Below are 5,989 nucleotides of genomic sequence, written 5' to 3'. Positions count from 1 at the left end.
TCCGTTGATTTTCTGCTTATGACGCGAGTGTCTGGGGGTTGCAGCTGGACGAGTCGTTTCCCAGCCAACCCGAGTCCTAATACAGTAACGGACCCAGATATCTCGAAACTGAGTCTTCTGGAATAGGGAGCTTTAATGGAACAAGAGAAATTAGCAGCAGTATTTTGAGTCTTTACTATAGAATATTTTCTTAGAAAGGATTTTAAGGAATAGCTGGAGAAGTAGTGTAGCCATACAACTTTTTATAAAAAATGAGGTAGATCCTATGAATATGTATTGCCAAAGTGCCTTCCACCAATTAGAAATAGTCATTGCATCCATATCTGAAATCGTTGGTCAGCTAGAGGAGGAAGATCTCGCTCTCCGCCCAACAAAAGGAAAATACTCTATCGGTGAATTGCTTGAGCACATCGCGATCATCCCTGCCGCAGATGGACGAATCATAGAAGAATCATCTGAGCAGGAAATGAGTGACTTCTATGAGTCACTCCAGGCGGGAACGAAAGAAGATATTCTGCAAAATCTGTTTAACCATTTTGCCATTTTAAAAACGCAATACGAAAATTATTCCGAGGAACAGCTGTTTACCGAAACGACATCCTGGTGGGGGGTTACCTATACGAGGTTTGAATGGCTGCTCCAAATCGTCTCCCACATGTACCATCACCGCGGGCAACTGCATGCTATGCTCGTTCACAGCTATAACAAAGATCCAGAAATCTTACTGTTCGAATAGTTTTATCCATCACACCTCAGGTCATCTATAAAGGATAACCTGAGGCGGTGTTTTTTTATATATTCAGTTCACTTTCTTTGATTAATTTGTTTTTGACTTGTACATAGTAAGCTTTCGCGTGAGGTCGAGAGGTGATGACCTTGTGTATTTCCCCGTCGATAAAATGCAATGCGGCTCCATCATCAAGGGCATAACCAGCCTGCATATTGCCTGATTCTATGTTATGGAGGTAACTTGGGCGCCTATTTTCTTCACCGTCATAGTGTGGACAACAGCTTCCAGAGAGGAAACCTAAACATCGGAGCGGTTCAAGTTCATCGCCATACGAATCCGTTAAGCCCTCCTCAAACCAACAGATCGCCCCTGCGCTGATTCCAGCTAAAAGCACACCTTTTTCCAACGCTTCCCGGATAATATCTACAAGCCCCCATTCGTTCCAGAGAGCCAGCATATTTTTGGTCGACCCTCCCCCGACATATAGAATATCTTGCGCAAATACAAACGCTTTTAAATCTCTAGTCTTCGGCTTAAATAAACTAAGGTGGTCTGGTGTACATGGTTGTTTATCAAAATAATTATAAAAGCGTTCAATGTACACATCCGAATCACCACTCGCCGTAGGGATGAAACAAATTTTAGGATCTTTCGTGGCGACTTGATTCAATATGTATTGATCTAATACAGGATTATCAGGTTCCATAGAAAACCCTCCACCGCCCATCGCAATAATTTGTTTCATAAGATCCCTCCTGTAAATTCATAGCCTCAACCCTTCAATGATGGGGAAGAACTGAGGCAATGTGAGTTTATTTTTTTGAGCTTTTGCCCAGTGAGGTTTGAATGTCATCTTTATACGCGTAAGAAAAAAGAAGAGAAACCAATATACCTCCACCGATCAAGTTCCCTATACTTGCTGGAACAAGATTTAAGAAAATGTATTCATACCACGTGTATTGATCGGATGCTAAAAAACCCATACTGAAATAGCCCATATTGGCAGCACTATGCTGGAAGTTCCCGGCTACAAACAGGATAACCGGAAGCATCGTACCTAAAAATTTCCCGGTAATATCCCGGGCAGCTGTCGTTAAGAAAGCGGCCATCCCAATCAGCCAGTTCGCCAGGACACCAGAAATTAATACTTCAAACCATCCTTTGACACCATGGTCCAAAAATTTCATTTTGTGGTCCAAGTACATCGATAGTTCTGTATAAAAGGTTCCGGATAGTGACCCTGACAATTGAATAAACACGGCAACTATAAACGCACCAATAATATTTCCTACATACGCAGAAGCCCAGAATTTATAAATGTTCACTTTCATTAGGCCAGCCTTATTAAACAAATATGACGGCAGCAGCACATTGATTTCAGTAAACAGCACAGATCCTGAGATGAAGACCATCGCATATCCCGCCGCAAATCCAAGTCCAGACAGCAGATGATAAATTCCTTTCGTTTCCACTCCAGAAGCTAATAATATAGAAAAGATCGCTCCAAAAGTCATGAACGAACCTGCTGTTAGCGCCAATAAAAACTGCGCTCTTAAAGGTTTCGCTAAGTGATCGCGTCCTTTTTCACCGAATTCATCGACGATTTGGGAAGGGATGTAAAATTGTCGTCCGGGCCGATCCACCCTTTGTTTGTTCTGATCCGATTGTTCATTTTCGTTATTCTCACTTTTTATAGATTCTTCATTTCCATTCATTTTCATCCCTCCAATGCCTTTCTTATTCCCCCATTAAAAGAAAAATAATCTTTCCTCGAATAACTGTAGCCGATCGGAGCAAAGTAAGGGTAATAAGTTTCCAAAGGAGAATCATTATGCCTAGAGACAAAGTATGTTTAGCTTGTGGCGGTGAAGGATTGCTTATGGATGATGAGGAATGGAAATATACGTGTAAAATTTGCGGCGGAAGTGGATGGATGAGTCAAGATGGTTCTGTGTACGACAGGGAAGTCGCTGATGTTGATGAAATGAACCGTATTTTAGACTGATCGGGTTAAAATGCTTTTTTCAGAAGAAACACTTTAGATTGGATTGACAACTCCAAGTAAAAAAGCGCTGGGTCCATACCAGCGCTTTTTTACTTGAATTCTTAGATGACCTTCTTTCTCTCATCGCCTTGCCTCATTTCTTCTAAAAACAACTCTGCAAGTAGGGGTCCCATTCCTTATTCGATGATACTTAACTTTCCATTCCACTCGTTTCTTCTATTGGTTTTTTAGATTTACGTACAAGGGCTATAATTCCCGCGATCAAGTAGGCTACTCCTGCAAATAATCCAAGTCCTACTGTACCGAAAGTCATGACAATGGCTGTAATGATCAAAATGATGCCGGCTGCTTTTGGCTTTTTATTTCCTTTTAGAAAAACAATGGAGAGAATCCCTAAGGCAATGGCCAGAATAGCAGCTACAAGGATGACTATCGTGAATGTCCCTAAGAAATCAATCATCTGATCCATGTTGATGTTACCAACCTGATCTGCATTAGGGGCAGATTGGATGCCTTTTTCAATTTCAGCTCTGAACTGCGGGTCATCCTTCACATTTAGTAACATTCCGCCAAGCACGACAGGAATTGCATACAAAAGAATGCCGATGACTGTAAAAATAATTTCTGCTGTTCGTTTCATTCATACTCCTCCTTTAATTTAAGCACTCGCCACATCCCTTTTCGAAAAGAAAATCCAGGACAAGGCTAAGAATATAAGATAATACACAACGAGAATAGTGATTGAAAACCCTAACGTAATATCTGAAAAGATAGGGGTTCCTTCAAAGAATTGATTTAAGTCCGTGTTCGCGAACAAAATGTACTTTGCCCAATCTTTTTCGGCAAGGAATAAGACAATCGAGTTCCCAGCCATCATTAAGAAAATCGCAACTCCAATCGCTAAGGAACTATTTCGGAACACAGCTGAGATCATGAAAGCAAAAGTAGCCATCATTAGCAAGTTAACTGAGCTGAGCAAGTATTGTGAGATCGTATGGCCGAAAATTTGCGTTTCCTGAATATTTCCGTCTTGTCTAAACAGGTACGTCTGATTTAAGCTATCGATCCCAAACAGTACAGAACCTACAATGAAAGATAATACATATAGGAAAATAAGCATCGTTACGGCAAAAACAAGGACCGATACATATTTAGAAAGTAAAATCTTCGTCCTGGAAATCGGGCGGATCAATAAAAGTTTGATTGTTCCCCACTTGAATTCATTCGCAATCGCTCCAGCTGCGACAATGATGGTAAACAAGCTGATGATCGAAACGTTCGTCCGGTTATCTTTCAAAAAATCCCACACATCATATTCTGTAGGTTTGATGTTATTTTCAATACGGTATTCATTCATTTCAACATCCATAAGAGATGGGTATTGAATTTGTTCACCAGACTGAGCAAATTCGGGATCTTGCAGCTGCTGGTTCTGCTCTTGAAGCTCCTGCTTCCAATTATCTCCTGTCGGAACATTTCCACCGAGGAAAGACGCATCTACTTTCATAAAGATTCCAAATCCAATAATCAGTACCCCTAGAATGATGAACATAATCCACGTAGCTATTTGTGAGTAAAGTTTCATTTGTTCATTTCTGACTAACTGAATAAAATTACTCAATGGAACCCTCTCCTATCAAATCTAAGAATTTATCCTCTAATGTGGAGCGTTTGACGTTTAAGCTATAGATATCCACATTAGCTTTTACAAGTCTCTGAACGAGATGAGGGATGTCCTCCCGCTTGATCGTAAAATTCAACATATCCTGATCGATCTTAACAGGTCCTTCGAGAAATGCTTTAAGAACTGTTTCTGCCTCATTAAGCGGAGAGGCTTCAAGCGAGACTTCTTTCTTTTCAGACTGCTGCAGCGCCTCTTTTACCGGCTGGATGGACACGAGTTCGCCGTTTTTTATAATTCCAATACGATCACACATCATCTCCATCTCAGATAAAATGTGACTGGAAACGATGACGGCTACTCCCTCTTCTGCAGCTAACCGTCTAATATAAGAGCGGATTTCCCTGATTCCAGAGGGATCCAATCCATTCGTCGGTTCGTCCAAGATCAGAATGGATGGATTATGTAGTAAAGCCTGGGCAATGCCTAGGCGCTGTCTCATCCCTAAAGAGTACTTTCCTACTTTATCTTTCATCCGCTTTTCCAAGCCCACTAAGCGTACAACTTCTTCCATGCGTTCATTTGTAATCCCAGGAACCATCCTTGCGTAGTGTCGTAAGTTTTTCCACCCGCTCATAAAAGGATACATCTCCGGATTCTCTACAATGCCCCCCACGTGCTGGATAGCCTGCTTAAAATCCTTTTTTACACTATGGCCTTGAATGATGACATCCCCTTCAGTCATATCCATTAATCCTACCATCATTCGAATCGTCGTTGTCTTACCTGCCCCATTCGGGCCTAGAAAACCAAACACTTCCCCACTGTAGATGTCAAAATTCAATCCTTTAATAATTGGCTTACTTCCAATCGTCTTTCGCAAATTTTTTAATTGCATCACTGGTTCAGTCAAAAGATCTTCCTCCTTCCAATCCACTTATTCTACGTGTGAAACGACTTCTCGTTTCACTATTTTTTTCAAATGAGCAAAAAAAATGTAGGAGCCTGTCGGAAAACAGGCTCCTTACAAGGTTGATTTAATTCCAATTTTTAAAAGATAGCCACAGTCGTTTCAGCTTACTTTCTAAAGGCTTATCTGAATTGGATCTTTGTTTTTGCCATTCGTTATAGCTGGCAATTCCGATCAGCAACAGACCCGCTACCAACAAGTAAACCCACCATGGAACATTTCCCCAGTATGGCCTTGTCTGATAAAGAACATTGAAAATCAGTACACCCATACCGACGAAAAAGTAAGATTTGATACGGAACTGCATGCCAAAAATCATAGAGATGAGGGATAACCCTCCAATTATCCACGCATCCCAAATCGTATGACTTTGGATTGCATCCACGACAAGGTAAGCGGCTATGAACAGGACGACAACAAATTGCACATGATTCAAGATTGAGGAAAACTCTTTCCATGTTCGTTTTCTCAAAACGAACATTACACTGAGAAGCGGAAGGACTTGAAGCTCAGCTTCGATCAAGTCTGGAACCCATTCACTGTAATCAAACAGTACGAGCAAATAAGCCGCATAGATGCTGATCAACCCTGCTGTATAAAAAATCCTTTCAACGATAGGGTGCGTCCACTTGTTCGCGTTGATGAAGAACCATCCCCCCGCCA

8 protein-coding genes are annotated in these 5,989 nt (G+C 41.3%); 2 read left to right on the top strand and 6 right to left on the bottom strand.

What is annotated here, in order from left to right; all coding sequences use genetic code 11:
* The first annotated feature begins 265 nt into the window (after positions 1 to 265).
* The gene (locus tag LD39_RS19655; protein WP_035552340.1) at positions 266 to 736 is read left to right on the top strand and encodes a DinB family protein; all 471 of its coding nucleotides are present in this window, start codon (positions 266 to 268) and stop codon (positions 734 to 736) included.
* Between the two features lie 55 nt (positions 737 to 791).
* Here LD39_RS19655 and LD39_RS19650 read toward each other — a convergent pair whose 3' ends face one another.
* Together LD39_RS19650 and LD39_RS19645 are read right to left on the bottom strand one after the other, a co-directional pair.
* Positions 792 to 1,475, bottom strand: coding sequence for a Type 1 glutamine amidotransferase-like domain-containing protein (locus LD39_RS19650; RefSeq protein WP_035552337.1), 684 nt, complete (start codon positions 1,473 to 1,475; stop codon positions 792 to 794).
* A gap of 67 nt (positions 1,476 to 1,542) precedes the next feature.
* A complete protein-coding gene (locus tag LD39_RS19645) occupies positions 1,543 to 2,445 on the bottom strand; it encodes a formate/nitrite transporter family protein (RefSeq protein WP_035552334.1) in 903 nt (300 codons plus the stop codon).
* Between the two features lie 116 nt (positions 2,446 to 2,561).
* Here LD39_RS19645 and LD39_RS23280 point away from each other — a divergent pair, with 116 nt between their 5' ends.
* A complete protein-coding gene (locus tag LD39_RS23280) occupies positions 2,562 to 2,735 on the top strand; it encodes a hypothetical protein (protein WP_197061467.1) in 174 nt (57 codons plus the stop codon).
* A gap of 190 nt (positions 2,736 to 2,925) precedes the next feature.
* On the opposite strand, the gene LD39_RS19640 is transcribed toward LD39_RS23280, so the two are convergent.
* From LD39_RS19640 to LD39_RS23275, 4 genes are all read right to left on the bottom strand, one after another.
* A complete protein-coding gene (locus LD39_RS19640; protein ID WP_035552331.1) occupies positions 2,926 to 3,375 on the bottom strand; it encodes a DUF4064 domain-containing protein in 450 nt (149 codons plus the stop codon).
* Between the two features lie 18 nt (positions 3,376 to 3,393).
* A complete protein-coding gene (locus LD39_RS19635) occupies positions 3,394 to 4,356 on the bottom strand; it encodes an ABC transporter permease (protein WP_035552328.1) in 963 nt (320 codons plus the stop codon).
* Positions 4,349 to 5,269 (bottom strand): ABC transporter ATP-binding protein, encoded by a 921-nt coding sequence (locus tag LD39_RS19630; protein WP_035552326.1) that lies wholly within the window; start codon positions 5,267 to 5,269, stop codon positions 4,349 to 4,351. The genes LD39_RS19635 and LD39_RS19630 overlap by 8 nt, the downstream gene beginning before the upstream one ends.
* 124 nt (positions 5,270 to 5,393) lie before the next feature.
* On the bottom strand, positions 5,394 to 5,989 hold a 596-nt coding region (locus tag LD39_RS23275), incomplete at its 5' end, for an SCO7613 C-terminal domain-containing membrane protein (protein WP_035552323.1).

It is taken from the genome of Halobacillus sp. BBL2006, from assembly GCF_000786645.1.
Taxonomy (GTDB): domain Bacteria; phylum Bacillota; class Bacilli; order Bacillales; family Halobacillaceae; genus Halobacillus.
The sequence above is the reverse complement of the archived record's forward strand: the minus strand, read 5'-3'. Positions and strand labels throughout refer to the sequence as shown.

Excerpts from the sequence above, each read along its gene's own strand:
- LD39_RS19655 (WP_035552340.1), top strand. The coding sequence starts at position 266 with ATGAATATGTATTGCCAAAGTGCCTTCCACCAATTAGAAATAGTCATT.
- LD39_RS19650 (WP_035552337.1), bottom strand. The coding sequence starts at position 1,475 with ATGAAACAAATTATTGCGATGGGCGGTGGAGGGTTTTCTATGGAACCT.
- LD39_RS19645 (WP_035552334.1), bottom strand. The coding sequence starts at position 2,445 with ATGAATGGAAATGAAGAATCTATAAAAAGTGAGAATAACGAAAATGAA.
- LD39_RS23280 (WP_197061467.1), top strand. The coding sequence starts at position 2,562 with ATGCCTAGAGACAAAGTATGTTTAGCTTGTGGCGGTGAAGGATTGCTT.
- LD39_RS19640 (WP_035552331.1), bottom strand. The coding sequence starts at position 3,375 with ATGAAACGAACAGCAGAAATTATTTTTACAGTCATCGGCATTCTTTTG.